The organism is Mucilaginibacter sp. P4_A11 (assembly GCF_056402535.1).
In genome coordinates this window covers 196,453-217,379 of the sequence record NZ_JBFUHE010000002.1, presented here as the reverse complement: position 1 = coordinate 217,379, position 20,927 = coordinate 196,453, and the positions used below count along the sequence as shown (strand labels likewise).

Annotated in this window: 13 protein-coding genes; 7 read left to right on the top strand and 6 right to left on the bottom strand. The window is 42.3% G+C overall.

Features of this window, described 5'->3' with window-relative positions:
* Positions 1-27: 27 nt before the first annotated feature.
* Both AC1DUD_RS04725 and queA read right to left on the bottom strand, forming a co-directional pair.
* Positions 28-741 carry a 2-C-methyl-D-erythritol 4-phosphate cytidylyltransferase gene (locus AC1DUD_RS04725; protein ID WP_477372134.1) on the bottom strand — a complete coding sequence of 238 codons (714 nt, stop codon included), beginning with the start codon at positions 739-741 and terminating at the stop codon, positions 28-30.
* Between the two features lie 423 nt (positions 742-1,164).
* Positions 1,165-2,214, bottom strand: coding sequence for a tRNA preQ1(34) S-adenosylmethionine ribosyltransferase-isomerase QueA (queA, locus tag AC1DUD_RS04720; RefSeq protein WP_243480875.1), 1,050 nt, complete (start codon positions 2,212-2,214; stop codon positions 1,165-1,167).
* 260 nt (positions 2,215-2,474) lie between these two features.
* Between queA and AC1DUD_RS04715 the strand changes: the two genes are divergently transcribed.
* From AC1DUD_RS04715 to AC1DUD_RS04705, 3 genes are all read left to right on the top strand, one after another.
* Positions 2,475-3,722 (top strand): ABC transporter permease, encoded by a 1,248-nt coding sequence (locus tag AC1DUD_RS04715; protein ID WP_477372131.1) that lies wholly within the window; start codon positions 2,475-2,477, stop codon positions 3,720-3,722.
* A 6-nt stretch (positions 3,723-3,728) separates the two neighbouring features.
* Positions 3,729-4,256 carry a DUF3347 domain-containing protein gene (locus tag AC1DUD_RS04710; RefSeq protein ID WP_477372129.1) on the top strand — a complete coding sequence of 176 codons (528 nt, stop codon included), beginning with the start codon at positions 3,729-3,731 and terminating at the stop codon, positions 4,254-4,256.
* A 394-nt stretch (positions 4,257-4,650) separates the two neighbouring features.
* A complete protein-coding gene (locus AC1DUD_RS04705; RefSeq protein WP_477372127.1) occupies positions 4,651-5,118 on the top strand; it encodes a hypothetical protein in 468 nt (155 codons plus the stop codon).
* 244 nt (positions 5,119-5,362) lie between these two features.
* On the opposite strand, the gene AC1DUD_RS04700 is transcribed toward AC1DUD_RS04705, so the two are convergent.
* A complete protein-coding gene (locus AC1DUD_RS04700; protein ID WP_477372124.1) occupies positions 5,363-8,644 on the bottom strand; it encodes a PAS domain-containing hybrid sensor histidine kinase/response regulator in 3,282 nt (1,093 codons plus the stop codon).
* A 132-nt stretch (positions 8,645-8,776) separates the two neighbouring features.
* On the opposite strand from AC1DUD_RS04700, the gene AC1DUD_RS04695 reads away from it, so the two are divergent.
* Complete coding sequence (locus AC1DUD_RS04695; protein WP_477372122.1) at positions 8,777-10,063, top strand: citrate synthase; 1,287 nt, start codon at positions 8,777-8,779, stop codon at positions 10,061-10,063.
* Between the two features lie 290 nt (positions 10,064-10,353).
* Here the strand turns inward: AC1DUD_RS04695 and AC1DUD_RS04690 are convergent, their stop codons facing one another.
* From AC1DUD_RS04690 to AC1DUD_RS04680, 3 genes are all read right to left on the bottom strand, one after another.
* Complete coding sequence (locus tag AC1DUD_RS04690) at positions 10,354-11,430, bottom strand: SusE domain-containing protein (protein WP_477372120.1); 1,077 nt, start codon at positions 11,428-11,430, stop codon at positions 10,354-10,356.
* Positions 11,431-11,513: 83 nt separating this feature from the next.
* A complete protein-coding gene (locus tag AC1DUD_RS04685) occupies positions 11,514-13,109 on the bottom strand; it encodes a RagB/SusD family nutrient uptake outer membrane protein (RefSeq protein WP_477372118.1) in 1,596 nt (531 codons plus the stop codon).
* A gap of 33 nt (positions 13,110-13,142) precedes the next feature.
* Positions 13,143-16,166: a SusC/RagA family TonB-linked outer membrane protein gene (locus tag AC1DUD_RS04680; protein WP_477372116.1), complete on the bottom strand. Its 3,024-nt coding sequence runs from the start codon at positions 16,164-16,166 to the stop codon at positions 13,143-13,145.
* A gap of 350 nt (positions 16,167-16,516) precedes the next feature.
* Between AC1DUD_RS04680 and AC1DUD_RS04675 the strand changes: the two genes are divergently transcribed.
* The 3 genes from AC1DUD_RS04675 (at position 16,517) to AC1DUD_RS04665 (ending at position 20,629) form a co-directional block, all read left to right on the top strand.
* A complete protein-coding gene (locus AC1DUD_RS04675; protein ID WP_477372114.1) occupies positions 16,517-17,653 on the top strand; it encodes an alpha/beta hydrolase in 1,137 nt (378 codons plus the stop codon).
* Between the two features lie 98 nt (positions 17,654-17,751).
* Positions 17,752-19,647: a RecQ family ATP-dependent DNA helicase gene (locus AC1DUD_RS04670; protein ID WP_477372112.1), complete on the top strand. Its 1,896-nt coding sequence runs from the start codon at positions 17,752-17,754 to the stop codon at positions 19,645-19,647.
* 382 nt (positions 19,648-20,029) lie between these two features.
* Positions 20,030-20,629, top strand: coding sequence for a GIN domain-containing protein (locus AC1DUD_RS04665; RefSeq protein WP_477372110.1), 600 nt, complete (start codon positions 20,030-20,032; stop codon positions 20,627-20,629).
* Positions 20,630-20,927: the final 298 nt, after the last annotated feature.

Genomic DNA, 20,927 nt, shown 5'->3' with positions numbered 1-20,927 from the left:
TATTGCAAATCAAAAAAGCCGCAACCTTTATGGTTGTGGCTTTTTGCTTAAGAGCAATTCAGCAATGGCAATATCTTCGGGAAAGGTGATCTTGATATTGCTATGATCGCCTTCAGTAAGTTTTATTTCAGCGCCATATTGCTCAACAACGCTGGCATCATCTGTAAATTTAGTATCAAACGGCTGTTCATAAGCTTTCCTTAGCAGGGTGGCCTTAAACGTTTGTGGGGTTTGCACCAGGTAAATCTCATCCCTGATCAGGCTTATCGACCGGCCCTCTTTTACTTGGCGTATCGAATCGCGGCTTTTAACGGCCACTACAGCCGTTCCATGTTCAGCAGCGCATTGGTAGGCTTCATCGATAATATCAGGCGAAATAAGAGGCCGTACGGCGTCCTGTACGGCAATTAGCGCTTCTGTATCAGTGATCAGGTTAAGCCCGTTCTTAACCGAATGAAACCGGGTTTCTCCGCCGGTAACCAACTGGTGAGGGATGGTAAAAGAATATTCTTCAACCAACTGCTGCCAGTAGGCGTGATAAGCTGCAGGTAAAACCAATATGATGCCCGGTTTGGCTTGAGCCTGCTGAAATGCAGTGATGGTATGCATCAGTACAGGTTTACCGTTAAGCAGTAAAAATTGTTTTGGCAAGCTCGACTGCATCCGGCTGCCCGAACCGCCTGCTACTATGATAACGTAGTTGGGGAGATTGGTGGTTAGAGATTGGAGATTAGCGGGCATTTGTTTTTTCACTGAAAATTAAAGACTTAATTACGCATGTCATTGCTGCGAGCGATAGCGCGGCAATCGCATGCTATACAGAGACACTGAGGGAGACATGATGATATGACTGTAAGTTGTTAGCTATTAAATGTATTTCCGATTAGTTTATGAATATGGGCGTTGCCTGCGGCCGGGCTTTTCGTTCCAAGTCCTCGCCTTTCCTATCCGTAATCCCTACACGCGCTGTGGGCTTTCCACTACAATCCCTAACGCGTCCCCCGCACAACATAAAATATATTTTACACGTTATTATAGTTTTTTTTAAGGGGTTCCGTTTTGGCTTCTCTCAATGGTCTTTTTTTGCATAAAACTACCACAAAAAAAATGAGATATGAAACCATGGTCTCATATCTCAAATCTCATATCTCAAATCCAAGAAGATTAGATGATCAGCATCGCGTCGCCGTAGCTGTAAAAGCGGTATTTTTCTTTTACTGCTATTTCGTATGCATTCATTACGTTTTCATAACCGCCAAAGGCCGCAATCATCATTAAAAGTGTTGACTCTGGTGTATGGAAGTTGGTGATCATTGAGTTTGCAATACTAAAATCGTATGGAGGGAAAATGAACTTGCTGGTCCAGTCGTTAGCTGCTTTCAATGTTTTGTTTGCAGATACAGCCGATTCTATGGTACGCATTGAAGTAGTACCCACAGCACAAATACGTGATTTACGCTCAATACCGCGGTTTACAATATCAGCTTGTCTTTGCTCAATAATGAATTGCTCCGAATCCATTTTGTGCTTGGTTAAATCTTCAACCTCAACCGGGCGGAAAGTACCTAAACCAACATGCAGGGTAACTTCGGCAAAATCAACACCTTTTAATTCAAGGCGTTTCATCAGCTCGCGGCTAAAGTGTAAGCCGGCAGTCGGGGCGGCAACGGCACCTTCGTGTTTAGCGAAAATAGTTTGGTAACGCTCTTTATCTTCGGCAGTAGCTTTACGTTTAATGTATTTAGGCAGTGGTGTTTCGCCCAAAATCTCAACATTACGACGGAATTCTTCGTCGGTACCGTCAAACAAAAAGCGGATGGTACGGCCACGTGAAGTAGTGTTATCAACAACTTCGGCAATCAGCAAATCGTCGTCGCCAAAATATAATTTATTGCCTACGCGTATTTTACGGGCCGGATCAACCAGTACATCCCATAAACGCAGTTCTTTATTCAGCTCGCGCAGCAAAAATACTTCGATGGTAGCACCGGTTTTTTCTTTGTTGCCATATAAACGGGCAGGGAAAACTTTAGTGTTATTAAGGATCATTACATCCTTATCCTGAAAGTAATCCAGCACGTCTTTAAATATTTTATGCTCAATTTTGCCCGAATCTTTGTGTAAAACCATTAAACGTGATTCATCGCGGGTGGCAGAGGGTGTATGGGCGATAAGGGATTCAGGTAAGTTGAATTTAAATTGAGATAATTTCATGCTTGTTTTTATGAATTTTCAAGGGCGCAAATGTACGAATTTTTTTGTTAATTTAACAGATTTTTTTAAGTAGCGTTTTAATTACACTACTGTTATATTAATTGAAAAATACTGTAACTTAAATCATGTGCTGTTGTCTAAAAAAATATTGGCAGGCGGTTTAACGTATCAGCAATAAAAACGCCCGTTATATTACTATTACCTCCACGCGTTAACCGTGCAATAAGGATTGATTAACAAGTAAGATCAAAATAAGTTATATGCTTTTTTTAAAACTTTTAAGGGAAAGTTTTTTGTTTGCCGGTGATGCCCTGCGCCAGAACAAAACACGTACGTTGCTGTCATTACTTGGGGTAACCATTGGTATATTTACCATTATAGCTGTGCAATCGGCAGTTGATACCCTGCGTAATAACCTGCAAAACAGTGTTAATAAGCTTGGTAACAATAGTATATATGTGCAAAAGTGGCCCTGGGTTGGCGGAAGCGATTTCCCCTGGTGGAAATACCTGCAGAGGCCCGAATCTGACCTGCGTGATTTTAATGAGCTCTCGCGCCGTATTTCTACAGCCGAAGCTTTATCATATGAAATAAATATTGATAACCGTACCATAAAATATAAAAGCAACACGGTTGAAGGCGCCCAGGTTGACGCTGCATCGCAGGATCATGACAAGACCTGGAATTTTGACCTTGAAAGCGGCCGTTACTTTACCGAAATAGAATCAAAAAACGGTGCGCCCATAACCGATATTGGGTATGATATAGCCCAGGCTCTTTTTCCTGATGGCGATGCCGTAGGTAAACAGATTAAGGTAATGGGACGATATGTGACCATCGTAGGCGTATTTTCAAAACAAGGTAAGGATATGCTGGGCATATCAACCGATAAGGAGGTACTGCTACCCCTTAACTTTGCCCGCAATTTAATTGATATACAAAGCTCAAGATACGGGCCGTCAATTATTGTACGCGGTAAAAAAGATATCCCCACTGATGACGTTGAAAGTGAGATCAAAGGCCTTATGCGTTCTATCAGGAGGTTAAGGCCGGGTGCTGACGATAACTTTTCGTTAAACCGCACAACCATGATCACCCAGCAGTTGGACGATCTTTTTAAAGTGGTTAACATTGCCGGTGCCATTATCGGCGGGTTCTCTATTTTGGTTGGTGGTTTTGGTATCGCCAATATCATGTTCGTATCGGTAAAGGAACGTACCAATATTATAGGGATACAAAAATCATTAGGTGCTAAAAACTATTTCATATTATTGCAGTTTTTAATTGAATCGGTGCTGCTTTGTTTCGTGGGCGGGATCATCGGGTTGTTTTTTGTGTACCTGGCTACGTTTGCCGTAAAGGCGGCTTTAGATGTACAGGTAATACTTGATGCCGCTAACATTTCAAGGGGCTTAAGCTATTCAATTATAATAGGGGTAATAGCCGGTATCATCCCAGCGTATTCAGCCTCAAGGCTGGATCCGGTTGAAGCTATCCGCACAAACTAATTGTATATGAAAATAATTAAAGGATTTTGTTTTTTAGCGGTAATTGCCGCCACCGCCTGCAAACAACCGGCAAAACAGCAGGAGACTGCCAAAACAGACACAACCACTGCCGCTAAACCTGTAGAAGCACAGGTTGCAGATACCAGTAACACCAGTGATGTTTTTAAAGCTTATATCGCGTTAAAAGATGAGTTCCTTAAGTCAGATGCGGCAGGAGTTAAAACTGCGGCATCTGCTTTGGAAGCCAAACTTTCTGGTATTAAAGGTTGCAGTGAAACAGCTGCTGTGGCACACCAGATAAGCAACGCGACAGATATTAAAGCTCAGCGCGAATCGTTCCTGGTATTGAGCAAAGACGTAATCGCTTTGGTAAAAGGGGCTAAATTTAAATCGGCACCAATTTATGTTGATTTTTGTCCGATGGCCGATGGCGGAAAAGGTGGCTACTGGCTGTCGTCAACCAAGCCTATTGAAAACCCATATTTTCCGGAGCACATGAAAGAGTGCGGAACGGTAAAGGAACAGATAAACTAGCAAACTGAACCCTGATTTTCATGATTCGGGGATTTCATGATATGTTAAAAGCGATGGGGATAACCTGTCGCTTTTTTATTTTGAACCTTGATTCTCATGATTTGAGGATTGCATGATATTTAAAGCGATAGAGAATGCCTCGCTGCCTCGCTGTCCGTAGACTTTGTCTACGGATGATTTATGTATGTAGTTTGCAACTACATACATAAATCATTGTGTCCTGATTTTATTTTAATGTATAGGGCTGGAGTTGCAAACTCCGGGCATGGTTAATTCGAAGTCAGAGACTTCGAATAGCTGCGTAAGTAACAAAGCAATAGGTAGTAGGATTAGCCGTATACTTGAACTTCGCGACTTTAAGTAAGATAATTCTGTAATTAAACTTGGTAATCAAATGAAACAGCCCTATATGCGCCTTTTTTCAATCATCTTAATTTGTTTGATAAGTTCTTGTGGTGGCACAATTGGAAATATTGAAAAGTATAGATTTTACAATGTATCTATGGATTCTCTTAAAGCGGCCGTTAAAGTCGTTAATCTTAAACATCCGGAATTTAACCAATATGATACAATCAAGTTTGAGGTTGGAAAGAGTAAGTATGTAGATAATGCTGACTATTACTGCGCAATTAATAAAGATAATACCAAATACTTTTTTGTGTATGCTTTTATACAGTATGATAAACTTAATAACTCTTTTACGGATATTTCCTTGAGCAGTGCTGCTCCTTATGGTAAAGATTTAATGCTTGCAAAAGACATTGGTTACTTTGATCAAAAGAAATATAAAGAACTATTTGACGAGTATTTTATTAAAGAGGTCAAACAAGAATTGAAATATACTAAGAGTAATTCTTATTGATTGAATTATCTCGCTGTCCGTAGACTTTGTCTACGGACGATTTATATATGTAGTTTGCAATTACAGACTAAGCCATTGTGTCCTGGTTTTATTTTTAGCTTGCAGGGCTGGAGTTGTAAACTCCAGGCATAGTTAATTCGAAGTCAAAGACTTCGAATAGCGGCGTCAGCGCCAGCGGTAATTCGATATTTAAAATCCCCAAATAAAAAATCCGAAATCGAATATCCGAAATCCGATATCAAACTCACGCTGATTGCCTGATATGTTTTGCCAGTTTACTGTACAGTATTTCGGGAACAAAGGGTTTGGTGAGGTAATCAACCATGCCGGCTGCCAGGGCTTTTTCGTAGGTTTCGGGCATGGCATCTGCTGTGAGGGCTATGATGGGCAGGTCTGGCTGTAATAGTTTGATGACCGCTGTTGCTTCAAAGCCATCCATAACAGGCATCTGCAGATCCATAATGATAAGGTCATAAATGTTATGATTAACCATATCAACAGCTATTTGTCCGTTCAATGCTTCCTGAACCTGCGCGTTCCATCGTTTTAAAAACTTACCGGCTATCATCAGGTTCATTTTGTTGTCGTCGACAATTAAAATGTTCATGCCTTGCAGATTGTTGTCTTTAATATTTACGGCGTCTGCAACTGGCTTCGGAACATTAACCTCCGGTGTAATAGGGAAGCTTATCGCAAAGCTGAATGTGGTACCCTTGCCAAGTTCGCTTGATACTGCAATTGTGCTGTTATGTAGTTCAACCAGTCTTTTGGTAATAGCAAGGCCTAAACCGGTTCCGCCGTAGTCGTTATTGATCACCTGTTGGTCTTGCATAAAAGGATCAAAAACTATATTGAAACTTTCGGGCGAAATACCGATACCGGTATCCGTAACTGCAAATTTGATATTGACGGTGTTTTCGGTTAGTATATCTTTATCCAGCCGGATAATAACCTTACCTGTATGCGTAAATTTAATAGCATTGCCTATCAGGTTATTAAGTACCTGGCTCAGGCGCATGGCATCGCCCATTAAATCTCCGGGAATAGTATCGTCGGTTATTAATTCAAGCGTCAATGCTTTTTCGGCCGCCCGCGGTTCAAAGGATTGCTTTATTTTACGGATCAGTTGGTGAATGTTAAACCTCGAATTGTTGAGTTCCAGTTTACCGGCTTCTATCTTATTATAATCTAAAATATCATTGATGATGGCCAACAGGTTTTCGCCCGAAAACTTGAGCGTATTGAGATATTCCATCTGTTCGGGCCGGGGGCCTTCGTCGAGCAGCAGGTTAGTTGTGCCGATAACCGCGTTCATTGGTGTACGGATCTCATGGCTCATAATAGATAGAAATTCCGACTTGAACTTGGACGATTTTTCGGCCATTTCTTTGGCCCAGATCAGTTCCTGTTGAGCCTTTTGCTGATCGGTAATATCTTCGCCAATACTGGTTGTTTCTTTAATATCGCCATTTTCATCATAAAAAACAGTGTTTTGCCAACTGACAATACGTTGCTCGCCGTTGCGGCAAACAATAGGGTTTATATAATGGGGTAAAATGGCATTGTTGGCAAACCAGCCTTTTAAAAAGTCCTTCAGGTCTTCAGGTATGAAGTTATCCATCCAGTTCATGCCTATCAGTTCATGCTGTTTGTAGCCGATAAGCTGAGCTAAATATTTATTACAGAAGGTAATCAACCCATTACCATCAACGGTAATGGCCACCATGTTTATTTTTTCCAGTACCGATTTGTATTTGCTTTCGGCTCCCCGGTAGTCAAGCTCGGCCTGTTTACGTTCGGTTATGTCCTGAAGGGTGCCTATAATTTTACGTACGCTGCCATCTTCATTATACAGGCGTTTGCCTGCTATGATGCTCAGGTGTTTTAAATTGCCGTTAGGGGTTATAATCCGATATTCATGCGATGAATCCATGGTGTTCGCATCGCTTTGCAGCAACTTCCTGATGATGGCCTTATCATTAGGATGAACGTATTTAAGCAGCAGGTTTACGAATGTTTTGCGGTACAACGATGTGTTTTTTCCAAGCTCGTAAATGTTATTCAATTCGTCCGACCAGCTGAGATTACCTGTAGCTACATCATATTTCCAGTTGCCTATTTTAGCTATGGCCTGGGCTTCCATCAGTTCAAGCTGACTTAACTTTGCTGCCTTATCGGCTAAACGGGCTTCGGTGATATCCTGTATAATCCCAAAAGTACGCGTGCTGGTGTCTGATTGTGATTTTTTTTCTCCGCGTTGGATCCTGATGTACTTCAGGGTGCCGGCCGGGGTGATAAATTTATGCTCGAGTTTGTTTTGTGTTGTTGAACGGATGGATGCAAGGTACTCGAAAACAGCGTCCCTGTCATCCGGATGTACCAGGCTCATGTAATATTGAAAACGGTTCATATCGGCAGGTATTTGCTCAATTCCAAGCAGCTCATTCAGGTTGGCCGACCAAAATGTTTCCTTACTTTCATGGTCATACCACCAGTTGCCAATTTTAGCGATGTTCTGCGCCTCTAATAGCAGGCCCTCGTTTTCTTTAAGCGCCCGTTCGTATTTCTTTTGTTCGGTTATATCCACCACCGAGGCCGATATCCTGCCGGTATAGCCTGTTGTTTTATCGAATATGGGGGTGAAGTTAGCTGTAAATGAATGCCCGCTATCATAATCAGATAAAAACTCAATAGATATCGGTTTATGATTTTCTATTACATAGTTTAAGGCCTTTTCATATTTTTCGGCCTTTTGAGGGCCTACTACCAGGTCAAGTGTTTTGCCTATGGCTATCCGCGGGTCAACAATACGCTCGGTCAATTCATTAAACCAAACGTTGATACATGTTTTACTTTCGTCAAACTCAAAAATGATATCGTTAAGCGAATTGATGAGCGCGTTGAGGTGCTTACGGCTTTCGCGCAGTTTGGTATCGTTATCCATGAGGCTTTGGTTAAGCTTCATCACATTGTCAACAGCGTTCCTGAGCTGGTATTGATAAGTCATCACCACCAAAAATGAAATGTAAGCTATTAGTGTAAATACCAGGATAAGCACTATGAGTATAGCCGGCGAAATAATAAGCCTGGGCGCGGTGAAATAGGCGATTATAATAGCAACCAGATTGGCTTCGCTGATCATTATAAACTCCTTACTTTTTTTGCAAAAAAGGGTTAGGGCGATAAAGATCGTTATGGTGCTAAACAGGTACACATGTTCAAACCCGTTTTGGCCGAGTAAAATACAATTGTTTATTGCCAGGAAAGATAATATGGTAGCAAAGATCCCAGCCTTATAAAAAGTTTTGCTATTAATGAAGGAAAAAAATAATGTGATGGCACAAAAAAAACAGTTTATAGCCCTTAGCCAAAAAGGATCGTACGAATTGTTGTAGCAAAGATAATGTAACGAGGGACTGGCAATTAATAAACCTATAAGTAAGAGCCGGTAAACAGTAGCTTCGTTTTGGATCATTACCAATGAGTTACCTTTTAACGACATGGATTGCAGTAATTTTTTAATCAATTATTAACGTCTATAAGCACAAATACAGGTTGTAAAATAATAAATTTGCCCGAAAATTTTTACAAACAGTAAATTATATTAGCGGTTATTAATACGCAGATTTATTTACATTTGTTGCAGATACAAATTTCTATGGCGGAAACAGCACAACTAAAAATTGGTGATAAAACATTTGAGCTCCCGGTTATTGAGGGCACTGAAGGTGAAAAGGCAATCGATATTTCTAAGCTTCGCGATCAAACCGGTTATGTAACACTTGATATCGGGTACAAAAATACAGGCGCTACCAAAAGCGCCATTACTTTTTTAGATGGCGAGCAGGGGATCCTCAAATATCGCGGTTATCCAATAGAGCAATTAGCCGAAAAGTCATCATTTATTGAAGTTGCTTATTTGCTGATCTATGGCGAACTGCCAACTGCCGACCAACTAAAAGCGTTTCAGTACGAGTTAAGCCGCCATACTTTGGTGCATGAGGATATGAAGAAGTTTTTTGACGGTTTTCCGTCAAAATCGCACCCGATGGGCCAGCTTTCATCATTAGTATCTGCATTATCGGCGTTTTATCCCGAATCATTAAAGCCATCACAGACAACCGAAGAGCTTAACCAAAGCATTATTAAAATGCTTGCTAAAATGGCTACAGTTGTTTCGTGGATCTATAAAAAATCATTGGGGCATCCGGTTATCTATCCTCAAAACAAATACGATTATGTTACCAACTTCCTGCACATGACCTTTGGTCAGCGCACCGAGGAGGTTGAGATCGATCCGGTTGTGATGGATGCCATGAACAAGCTGTTGATCCTGCATGCTGATCATGAGCAAAACTGTTCAGCTTCTACAGTCCGCATTGTAGGTTCATCCGATTCAAATATCTATGCTTCGGTATCTGCAGGTATTTCTGCTCTTTGGGGCCCTTTACATGGCGGCGCCAACCAGGCTGTAATTGAAATGCTGGAGAAGATCAAAGAAGACGGCGGCGATACCGATAAATGGATCGCTAAGGCTAAAGACAAAAATGATCCTTTCCGTTTGATGGGTTTTGGTCACCGTGTTTATAAAAACTTTGACCCGCGTGCAAGGATCATCAAAAAGGCCTGCGATGATATTTTAGAAAAACTGGGTATTAACGACGAGGTACTTGAAATAGCCAAGAAACTGGAAGAGGTTGCCCTGAAAGATCCATACTTTGTTGAACGTAAGCTTTATCCTAACGTTGATTTTTACTCGGGTATTATTTACCGCGCGTTAGGCTTCCCTACAGATATGTTTACCGTGCTGTTTGCCCTTGGCCGTTTACCGGGATGGATTGCCCAATGGAAAGAAATGAAAGAAAACAAAGAACCTATCGGTCGCCCACGCCAGATCTATGTTGGTGCTACTGATCGGGAATATGCAGATATTGCAAACCGATAAGAATTTGGTTCATAACTAATGGACCATAGCTCATAGAAAATATCATAATAAAAAAGAAAGCGATGGGGATGACCTCATCGCTTTTTTTGTCTGAACCATGATTTTTAGGATTTTGGGATTGCCCTGATATTATATGCTGTTGTATCCACCTTTACCAGGCCATCTTTAAATCATGATAATCATGGTTTGGTTTTTTAACCATCAAGCAATCCTAAAATCAAGTAAATCAAGGTCAAAAAAGCCCCGCAGGTTTTCACCGTGCAGGGCCATATATAAATCAATCAACTCTGTTATTTCTTCACCAAAGTGTAAGCAGCTTTTGTATTATCGGCAGCATTTAGCGCGAAGGTAACATGGTAGGTCCCTGCAACGGTTATCGGGATGTTATTATTGTCAGACGATGCAAGTGTAGCGCCATCTGCACCTACTTTTGGAATGCCAAAGCTTGTACCCCAATCGTGGTTTCGACGCACTTTAAATTCACCTGGTACCATGAGCACGGTAGCTTGCCAAACCTGGTTACCATTATCGTACTTGAGGTCGGTATCGGTATTCCAGGCCACACCAGGAGTGGCGTTGCCGATAAGACTGTAATAATATTTTACGGCTTCAAAGCTTATTGTTTTGGCGTTCATGTCAACAGTAACCAAAGTTAAGCCGGCTGCAGGCGCACTAATGTTTGGCGGGTTACCGGTGCCCTGGGTTATTTTGCCCGGCCCGTCCGAACCATAATTTCCATCATAGTTTTTATTAGTTGGCAACACTTTAAAATCAAGTTTACCTGCAGGGAAATTAATGATACCAATATAGATGCCGTTGCTTGTAGCCGATAGCAAACTGTCAACATTGGGGCTTGGTACTGCCCAGTCTTCATAAGCACCGCCAAGATAAATGAATGACGTTAACGGGAACGGTGTTACTGTAAGCGAAATCACACTTGAATAGTTAGGTGCAACTGACGACCCGGTAAACTGAGTTTTTAAACGGGCTTTTACAGTAGTCGATACACCTGTTGGCAGATTCATGCCCAGCAAAATATTGTTGAAATCAAGTACGTTAAAGGCTTTCGATGTTGCTTTTAAATCTATTGAAACCTCTTTAACGGTTGTGAAATCATCACTTGTGCTAAACTGAATGCTGTTAGAAACCGCCGACTGGAAACCATAATCGGGCGATTTTAAAGTGAAAGTAACAGCTACATCGGTAAGATGCGCTTTACTTAGTGCAGGTGTTGTTGTACTTGTACTAAAGGTACCCTTAGCACTTTTTGTATCAGCAACAACCCGGTTTTCATCCTTTTTACAAGATGCCAGCATCAGTATAGCTAAGCCACCCAATGCCAGAAATTTCGTAAATGATCTTTTCATATTTCTTTTCTAATTTATAGTTAGTTGAAGTATTTTGTTAACCGGGAGAAGAGCGTAAACTCATCTCCCGCGTTAAATCTTTTTTAATATCCCGGGTTTTGTTTTAGGTTAGGGTTAGCCGCAACATCACTTGTTGGTAAAGGATAAATAGTGCGGTAGCTTTCAACGCCTTTACCTGCTTTAACACCACCTTTAAATGGCCATAAATAGCTATCCTCAACAAATTTCTTGTAACGGATAAGGTCTGTACGGCGAAATCCTTCCCAATAAAGCTCGCGGCCTCTTTCATCAAGGATCTGGTCGGTAGTAATACTGGTTACATCTCCGTTTGTGTTTCCATAAGCCCTTTCGCGCAACTTGTTGATATAGCCTACGGCAACGCTCGTAACGCCGCCTGTACCGCCCCGCGTTGTTGCTTCGGCATAGATCAGGTATTGCTCAGCAAGCCTGAAGATAGGCAGGTCCATATCGGCATAGTCAAGGCTTGAACCCGGTTGTTTACCATCGGCTATTTTTACGTTCTTGAATTTTGAAATGGCATATCCATCCGTAAATGTGCTGATATCCGAAATTTCAAGGTTTTGACCGGGAGTATAAAACTGCGCGCGTTTATCGGCACTAGATGCACCATTCGGGAACAGGTTTACTAAGGCTTTGGTGGTACGCAAACCAGCCCATCCGCCGCTGATACCATACTCACCGGCCGGCATAGAGCCACCTACCGGAGCGTGGGTCATGAAAGTTGCACCACCGTAGCTTTGTGTACGCAGGCCATCGTAATTAATGGTAAGGATAAACTCATCGGTATTGAGGTTGTTATCGGCACGCATCAGTTTTGTGTAATCGCTAATTAGCTTATAACCGCCATTTTCAATAACCTTTTTCGAGTAGGTGATCGCGTCGCCGTAATGGGCTGTACCTGTGTAAACCTCAGCATTAAGGTAAATCCTTGCTAATAAGGCCCACTCAGCACCCTGATCGGCGCGGCCATATTCGTTACCTCTTGGTTTGGCTAATTGTCCGTCAATTGCTTTAAGTTCACTTTCAACATAATTGAATAGATCTTTGCGTGTTATTTGTTTTGGCAGGGTTGAACCCAGCGCGTCATTTTCGGTAACAAACGGAGGATTAGCAAAAAGATCCATTAATATCGAATACTGATAGGCCCTTAAGAAACGTGCCTCCGCAGCGTACATCTTTATATTGGTAGCATCAGCACCTGAAATACCTCTGCTGCTAAGGTTAGCATCTGTTGATTGGCGAATAAAATCATTGGCCAGCGTGATCTGGTAAACAGCCCTGTAATAAATGCCTTTTAAAAACAGGTTGCTTGATGACCACGACAAGTTATGGAAATCTGGCAAACCAGGGTCGCCCCAGCCAACAACAGCTTCATCGGTCGGCAATTCTTGCGCACACCACATCAGACGGAAAAAATCAGATGTTCCTTCGTCAATACCCTGAACGTCGCCATTGCCTGCAGGGCCAGAGTTGCCGGTTAAAGCATATGCACCATACACTTTGGCAAATGCCTGTTTATAACCTTCGGGAGAATTATACACCTGTGCCGATGTCAGGTCGTTTGTGGGGATTAGGTTGAGTTTTTTATTGCACGACGACATTGAGCCTGCTGCCAATAAGCCGCCAATTAGTATAAGTTTTATTGAATTTCTTTTCATGTTGATTTCTTTTAATGTGATCAGCTATACAGGTTATAGTGATAAATTAAGTCCTAAAACATAGGTACGAGGCCTTGGATACAGGTTATTATCGATACCTGTGCCTATTTCAGGGTCAACACCTTTGTACTTAGTAATTACAAACACATTTTGTACGTTGGCGCTTAATCTTAAAACTCCGGCATTTTTGAATACCTTACCAAAATTATAGCCCACGTTTATATTATCCATGCGGATAAATGATGCATTTTGAATGTAGTAGTCTGAAAGTACATTTTTATCACTGCTACCGCTAAGGCCGCTTTGCAGTACATTGGTCGAACCGTTATTGATCACACCGATAGGGTTAATGATGCTTCGTTGAGTACCTGTGCTTGAAAATACGTTGTTATACGCATAGTTACCCACACTTGCCCTGGCAGTAAAACCAGCCGACCATTGTTTGTAGTTTACATTTGATGTTAAACCAAAGTAGCCTTTAGGGTCGGGGCTTTTGTAGTGATATAAGTCCTGATCATTTATTACGCCATCGTTGTTACGATCAACAAATACACCATCCAAAGGCTTACCATCGGCACCATAAACTTGCTGATATACGTAAAATGAGTAACGCGGATAGTTAACCGAGTTGATTTGGATGTTTTGACCTGTACCGCCTGATATACCGCCTGTTGGGCTACCCGCGTAGCTTGGATCAGGTGCTATAGTAAGTTTGGTGATCTTGTTTTGATTGTAAGTTGCGTTAAGGCCTACGCTCCAGGTAAGTTCTGAAGTTTTAATTACATCTGCGTTAATTTCAAACTCTACACCACTGCTGCTGGCATCACCAATATTAGCAACGATCTCGTTCGAAAAGTTTGAACCTGCCGGTTGCGAGATCCTGTTTAACAGGTTTTTAGTTTTGCGGTGATAGTAATCAACTTTACCTGTAATGCGGTTATCAATAAAGCCAAAGTCAAAACCTACGTTGGCAGTTGTTGTTTCTTCCCAGGTTCTGTTAGGGTAATAGCCGCCCGGACGGTACAGGTTATAAAAGGTATTACCTAATTGATATTGGGCTGTATTGTTGCTTAGGTTGTAGTAAGATATATAGCTATAATTTTCGCCAATATCTTGCTGACCGGTTTTACCGTAGCCCAGACGCAATTTCAGGTCGGATAAAGTTTTTGAGCCTTTAAGGAAATCTTCCTCTATTACCTTCCAGGCAAACGCAGCGGATGGGAATGTACCGTATCTTCTATCTGGTGCAAATCTTGATGAACCATCGCGACGTACTGTACCGGTTAAAATATACTTATCATCATAAACGTAGTTTAAACGGCCATATACAGAGATGAGCCTGTTTTCGGGCTTATCAAATGGATATACTGGTTTTGAAACAATTGTTCCATCGGTTGTAACATCCGGAAAGTTATAGTTGGTGGTAAGGAAATCCTGGTATGAATAACCTGCTATCGCGTCAACATGGCTTTTAATGCTTTTGAAATCCTTAGCGTAGCTCAGGTAGCCTTCAAATATTTTGTTTGACTGCAATTGCTTGTATTGAGTTTGCGTGCCGCCATGAAAAACGTTGTTGGCGTCTTTATATCTTTTATAACCTACCGCTGCACTATCGCTTACAAATACATTACCGCGGCCGTTTGATACGTCATAACCAAGGTTTACGTTGGCATGCAACTCAGGCAGAAAATGGAATTTATAATCTAACGTTAAGTTGCCGATGCTGCGGTAAACGTTACTTTTATCGTCGCGTTGTTCAAGCAAACCAAGCGGGTTTAAGGGAGCTAATGATTTTAAGCCGTTTACAGATGAAGGATCAAGCCATTCATAGTAGCCACCAAAACGGTTGCTGCCTGAATACACGGGCAGGGTAGGGTTAAAGCTAACTGCAGCACCAATAGCGCCTTCATTTGCAAACCTTTGTTTTACGTTTGCACCTTTAACATTTAGATTAAGTTTCAGGTGATCAGTGAAAAAGCTTGGGCTTAAGTTTATAGCACCGGTAAAGCGCCTCAATGAGCCTGTTTTTAATATACCTTCCTGGTTAAGGTACCCTGCCGAAACACGGTATGGCAATACCTTGGTGGCGCCCGAAACGCTGATGTTATTATCAGTAGTTTGTGCTGTTTGATAAATTTGTTTCTGCCAATCGGTATTGGCGGTACCTAACAAAGCCTGTTGCGCGGTTGTGCCATTAGCTTTAACATAGTCACGAAGCTGACCGGCGGTTAATACGCTTACTTCTTTAGTTAGTTTCGATACCGAAAACTGAGAGCTAAAGTCGACAGTAGGTTTGCCTTTTTTACCTTTTTTGGTAACTATGAGGATAACACCGTTTGATGCCCTGTTACCATAAATAGCTGCGGCAGATGCATCTTTTAATATCGAAAACGATTCGATATCGTTAGGGTTGATCAAACTAAGCGGGTCTGCAACACCTGATATTTTTGATGTACCATCGGCGTTGCGGGCATTATCAAGTGGTACGCCATCAACCACGATCAACGGATCATTGCTGGCTGATAATGAAGCACCACCGCGGATACGGATTTTACTGCCTGAGCCTGGCGCACCGCTGTTTGATATTACCGATACACCTGCTACTTTACCGGCAATTAACTGCTCAGGTGTGGTGATTACGCCTTTTTGAAAGTCTTTCGCGGTAATGTTAGTGATAGAGCCCGACAGGTCTTTTTTTCGTTGTGTACCGTAACCGATAACTACCACCTCGTTAAGGTTTTTGCTTTCGGGCTGTAGGCTGAAATTTTCGATTGTTGCGCCGTTAACGGTTACTGCCTTCCTGAAGGTAACATAACCGATAAACTTTACGCTTAGCGTATAAGTGCCGGCTTTAACATTGCTTATGGAATAGTTACCGTTAGGATCGGTAGTTGAACCAATAGTGGTACCATCGATAGTAACCGTGGCTCCTGGGAGGGGTTGGTTGGTTTCGTCAGATACCTTTCCTTTAATACTCCCGGTTTGTGAAAACGCCATGAATGACATCATCAGGAAAGCACAAAGAAGAACATACTTTTTTGAGTAATTTTTTCTCATTTACTTATTGATTTTTATGAATAAAAAAAGGCTTATTTTGCCGGCTATAATTGGTTTATTATTGTGGCCGAAACAGCATGCGACTAATTTACATTTACAAATATCAATTGCAAATTTTATGTAAAAGATAATTTTGAAGCGTTTAATTAAGGCTTTTTTAACTTTAACGAAATGTTAAAATTTATTGAAATATCAAAGAAAAAATATTGTTTTTATGCGAAATTTGAATTTAAACACGTATTTGGGAAACAGGTAAGTGTCAAGTTTACACAATAGTTGATTTTACTTTTATGCAACCAATTTCCGGGAACGTTCCCGGAAACGTTCCCGGTTTTAACCTTTTTATCATAATGAAAAAAATAATTTTCTGCGCGTTTTTGCTTTTTGGCCAAAATTTTTTGCTCTTTAGCCAGGTGAAAATCTCTTTTTTTACCGGCAAAATTGCAGCCCCGAAAAGCCCTCCTGAACACCTGTTTCTGGCTGGTGATTTTAATGGCTGGAACCCTGTTGATAAGGCCTGGGAATTGGTTAAAAATGAGAAGGGAAATTACACCCTAAACAAAGATCTGCCGGCCGGGATTGTTCACTTTAAAGTAACCCGGGGCAGCTGGAACACAGTTGAATGTGATGCTGCAGGGAAGGCTATTGATAATCGCAGCCTGATTATAAAAAGCGATGCCAATGTTACACTTGATATAGCAGGTTGGCAGGATAATTTTGCCCTGCCCGAAAAGAAACATACGGCTACTGCCCGTGTACATATTATAAGCGAAAAGTTTGAAATACCCCAGTTAGAGAGGCAACGCCGTGTCTGGATCTATTTGCCTGCTGATTATGATTCGGACAAGAAGCAATACCCGGTAATTTATATGCACGACGGGCAAAACCTTTTTGATGAGTATACCTCCAGCTATGGCGAGTGGGGTATTGATGAACTCATGGATAAATTATCAGCCACACAGGAAAGCATCATAGTGGGGATTGATCATGGCGGCGAGTACCGCATAACCGAGTATGACCCGTATAACTCAAAATATGGTGAAGGCAGGGGGGATGATTATGTGCAATTTTTAATTAAAAACCTTAAGCCATATATTGATACACATTACCGTACTCAAAAGGATGCCGCGTACACAACAATTGCGGGCAGCTCCATGGGCGGGCTTATCTCCATGTATGCCGCACTTAAATACCCCGAAGTGTTTGGGAATGCAGGTGTATTTTCGCCCGCTTTCTGGATCGCACCGCAGATTTATGAGCAGGCCCAGCAGGCTGCAGTAAGTAAAAAGAGCCGTTTTTATTTTGTTTGCGGGGATGCTGAAAGCGAAAGTATGGTAGCCGACATGCAAAAGATGGCCGATATTGTGAAGGCCAAAGGGATAAGTGCCTCTAATGCGCCGGTAACAGTGATCAAAGGCGCATCGCATAACGAAAAGCAATGGAATGGTGACTGGCCCAGGTTTTATAAATGGTTGATGGGGTTTTGAACAAGTCGGAAAGTCTGAAGTCTGTAAGTCCGAAGTCGGAAAACTTTTAATAAACTTGCGGACTTGCGGACCTCCGACTTTCGGACTAAATTACGCCCATGACCATCGACGAAATATTAAAACAGTACTGGAACCATGATACTTTCAGGCCCATGCAGGCCGAGATCATCCAATCTGTTTTATTGGGGAACGATACGTTGGCACTGTTACCCACCGGGGGCGGAAAATCTGTTTGTTTCCAGGTGCCGGCATTGGCCAAAGAGGGGATCTGCATCGTCATATCACCACTCATCGCGCTCATGAAAGACCAGGTTGAGACCCTGAAGGCTAAAGGGATCAATGCCATTTCAATAGTATCGGGCATGGGCCGCCGCGAGATAGACCTGGCACTGGATAATTGTATTTACGGCTCGGTGAAATTCCTGTACCTGTCGCCCGAGCGCCTGCTGAGCGAACTGGTGCGTGAGCGGGTTAAGTACATGAAAGTAAACCTATTTGCAATTGATGAGGCGCATTGCATCTCGCAATGGGGCTATGATTTCAGGCCACCATATTTGCATATTGCCGACTTGCGGGAACTGCACCCGAATGTGCCGGTGCTTGCACTCACGGCTACAGCTACAGCCGATGTTAAGACCGATATCCAGGAAAAATTAAAATTCAAAAACCCGGTAGTTTATCAGCAAAGTTTTGAGCGGCGAAACATAAGCTACGTAGTACAGCATGAGGAAGATAAGTTCCGGAAAATGCTGAATATTGTACGTGGTGTTAAGGGGAGTGGTATTGTATATGTGCGCAGCCGGAAGGAAACTTTTGAGATAGCAAAGTTTCTGAGCGATAACGGAATAAGTGCTGACTATTATAATGCGGGTCTGTCTGTTGATCAGCGGTCCGAAAAGCAGGAAGCCTGGAAAAACAACAGGGTACAGGTAATAGTAGCGACCAATGCTTTTGGCATGGGGATAGATAAGCCAGATGTTAGGTTTGTGATCCACAAGGATATCCCCGAAAGCCTGGAGGCCTACTACCAGGAAGCAGGCCGGGGCGGACGCGATGGTAACAAGGCATTTGGCGTACTGCTGCATAACCCTGCCGATAAGCTGAAACAGGAAAAGATGTATGAGCTTAATTTTCCATCGGTTGAGGAGATCAAACAGGTGTATCATAGCCTCGCCAATTATTACCAGGTGGCTTATGAAGCGGGCGAGGGGCTAAGCTTTGACCTTGACCTTGGTGAGTTTTGCAGTCGCTTTAAGCTTGATGCTATTAAAACGCTCAATGCCCTTAAGTTTTTGGAGCGTGATGAATATCTGTCTTTTAACGAGAGTGTATTTTTGCCATCCCGTTTTCAGTTTGAAGTAGTTAACGAACAATTATACAACTTCCAGATCCAGAATTCGGGCTGGGACCCGTTCATTAAAACCCTGCTCCGCTCATACGGCGGCGCGTTTGAAAATTATGTGCGCATTAAGGAATTTGATATAGCAAGGCGCACCGGCTTAAACGTTCAGCAGGTTATTGAGGGGATGCTGCAATTGCAGCAATATGGCCTGATAAGCTATATGCAACAGACCGATAAGCCGCAGGTTACTTATTTAAAGCCGCGGGTGCAGGGCAGTCACCTCATTATCGACAGGAAATATATTGAGCAACGCAAGGAGGTGTACCGCCAAAAAATGGAAGCGGTTTTTGCCTATGCTATCCACAAACGATGCCGGAGCCAAATGTTGCTGGCTTATTTCGACGAGCCCGATGGCCGTAAATGCGGCGTATGCGATGTTTGTATTGAAGAAAAACGCAAGGTAAACCAGGATGAGATCTTCGACAATATTACCAACGAAATTGTACAACTGCTCAGCATTTCCAACCCTGACATTGGCGGCCTGATAACCGGGATCAATATCGGTACCGAAAAGGAAAAAATGGAAACCGTACGCCTGTTGCTTGATGCAGGAAAGATCAAGACCGATGGTGAGGTTTATTATTTGAGTTGATAGGTTGTATAACAAGGGCTCTCACCCGTCCGTCATGCCCAGAAAAAAGCGAGAACTCTAAACGAGAAATGACATTAAACAAAGAGGGCCTGTCACCCTGAGCCTGTCGAAGGGTCGCGGGCAGAGGCCTGCCCACCATGCTTCGAGTGCCTCAGCATGACCCCATTTTTAATTGTGTCATGCTTCGATCTAATTTATCTTGCCTCCCCCCCCCCAATTTTTCTCCCCCATTTCACCGGAAAAAACCACCCGCTTACCGACAAAAACCTGCCCTACAGCTAATTAGGCCAAATTTGCTGTAACGTTTTTTTATTGAGATCGTCATATGTGTGTATTCAATGAAAAGAAATAATAATCACTTGACAATCAAAATATTAATACCATGAAAACTACATTAACCGCCATCGCTACCGTATTGTTTATGGTACTTGGCTTCGCAAACATTGCATCTGCAAACACCGTTAAAAATGATGCCGGTGTCGTTTTAACCGACATCAGCAAAATCAACAAAATTGAAGTTTACGGCAACGTTGAACTATTCATATCAAGCGGCCCGGCCGACCAGGTAAAAGTTTACAACCGCTACTATTCTGAAAACGCGTTGGTTCAATCACAAAAAGGTGTATTGCGCATCTCATCATATAAAACTGAAAAATTGGTGGTTTGGGTAACAGTAAACCAACTGAGCGCTATTAACGCCTATGATAATGCTGAGATCAAATCATTCGGTAACCTTTCAGGTATTGAACTTGATGTTAAATTGAACAATAATGCATCTGCAAACCTTGATCTGGATACTTATAGCGCCAGCATCACCCTGAGCGGCAATGCAAAAGCCGAACTTAAAGGTAACACCAACGAATATAGCTTAACCCGCAACGCAACTTCAAATGTAAACAGCAACGGCTTAGCATACACTCACGCTACCGAAACTTTAAATAAAGAAACCAAGCCAAGGGTTGATGAATTTGCAACTTTATAAACGCCATTTTTTTGAGTCAATTATATATAGTGTAGCCGCCCTGAAAGGGGCGGCTTTTTTGTTCGCCGGTTGCGCTGTAAACGCAAACCCAGGTTACGCGCTCATTGCAAATGAGCGCGCGGTGAGTAATAAAAAATTATCGTCGTGTTGAACTTGTTTCAACACCTCACTTGCTAAGCAAATCGCTCACCTTTCTTGTGGGGTGCTGAAACAAGTTCAGCATGACGGGGTAGAGGTGTAATTTTACCTTCAGCCTCCACGGATTTAAACATTCATAAACCCTTCTTTCATCCTAATG

Excerpts from the sequence above, each read along its gene's own strand:
- AC1DUD_RS04675 (WP_477372114.1), top strand. The coding sequence starts at position 16,517 with ATGAAAAAAATAATTTTCTGCGCGTTTTTGCTTTTTGGCCAAAATTTT.
- AC1DUD_RS04725 (WP_477372134.1), bottom strand. The coding sequence starts at position 741 with ATGCCCGCTAATCTCCAATCTCTAACCACCAATCTCCCCAACTACGTT.
- AC1DUD_RS04710 (WP_477372129.1), top strand. The coding sequence starts at position 3,729 with ATGAAAATAATTAAAGGATTTTGTTTTTTAGCGGTAATTGCCGCCACC.
- AC1DUD_RS04715 (WP_477372131.1), top strand. The coding sequence starts at position 2,475 with ATGCTTTTTTTAAAACTTTTAAGGGAAAGTTTTTTGTTTGCCGGTGAT.
- queA (WP_243480875.1), bottom strand. The coding sequence starts at position 2,214 with ATGAAATTATCTCAATTTAAATTCAACTTACCTGAATCCCTTATCGCC.
- AC1DUD_RS04670 (WP_477372112.1), top strand. The coding sequence starts at position 17,752 with ATGACCATCGACGAAATATTAAAACAGTACTGGAACCATGATACTTTC.
- AC1DUD_RS04705 (WP_477372127.1), top strand. The coding sequence starts at position 4,651 with ATGAAACAGCCCTATATGCGCCTTTTTTCAATCATCTTAATTTGTTTG.
- AC1DUD_RS04685 (WP_477372118.1), bottom strand. The coding sequence starts at position 13,109 with ATGAAAAGAAATTCAATAAAACTTATACTAATTGGCGGCTTATTGGCA.
- AC1DUD_RS04695 (WP_477372122.1), top strand. The coding sequence starts at position 8,777 with ATGGCGGAAACAGCACAACTAAAAATTGGTGATAAAACATTTGAGCTC.
- AC1DUD_RS04665 (WP_477372110.1), top strand. The coding sequence starts at position 20,030 with ATGAAAACTACATTAACCGCCATCGCTACCGTATTGTTTATGGTACTT.
- AC1DUD_RS04690 (WP_477372120.1), bottom strand. The coding sequence starts at position 11,430 with ATGAAAAGATCATTTACGAAATTTCTGGCATTGGGTGGCTTAGCTATA.
- AC1DUD_RS04680 (WP_477372116.1), bottom strand. The coding sequence starts at position 16,166 with ATGAGAAAAAATTACTCAAAAAAGTATGTTCTTCTTTGTGCTTTCCTG.